This is a genomic window from Dellaglioa sp. CoH-57-MRSF-18, from assembly GCF_056781995.1.
In genome coordinates this window covers 1-281 of record NZ_JBXAXX010000202.1, presented here as the reverse complement: position 1 = coordinate 281, position 281 = coordinate 1, and the positions used below count along the sequence as shown (strand labels likewise).

General features: G+C 54.8%; 1 protein-coding gene. It reads right to left on the bottom strand.

The features are described 5' to 3' along the window. Positions 1-74: 74 nt before the first annotated feature. Positions 75-281: hypothetical protein (locus tag AC1RPG_RS08710; RefSeq protein ID WP_481762589.1), on the bottom strand; the 207-nt coding region annotated here is incomplete at its 5' end.

Genomic DNA, 281 nt, shown 5'->3' with positions numbered 1-281 from the left:
ACTTGGTGCCGTACCAACCGTGCGCGTCCACATAGTCGAAGTTGATAGCTCGCGAACGCATCGACGCCGCAAACTTATCTGACGAGGAAGAGGTCATATTTCGTGTTCTTCTCCAAGGTTCTGTAGCCGTTAGTGAAATAGGTGATGGGGTTCCTCGATCCATTAATGAGGCAACGTACACGCACCGACTCGTGCAGAGTGGGCCTGTACTCCAGCAGCTGGACACCGCGACCATCACGCGTGATGATCTGTGCCCCTGCCGCAGCCGCATCAATGTCGAA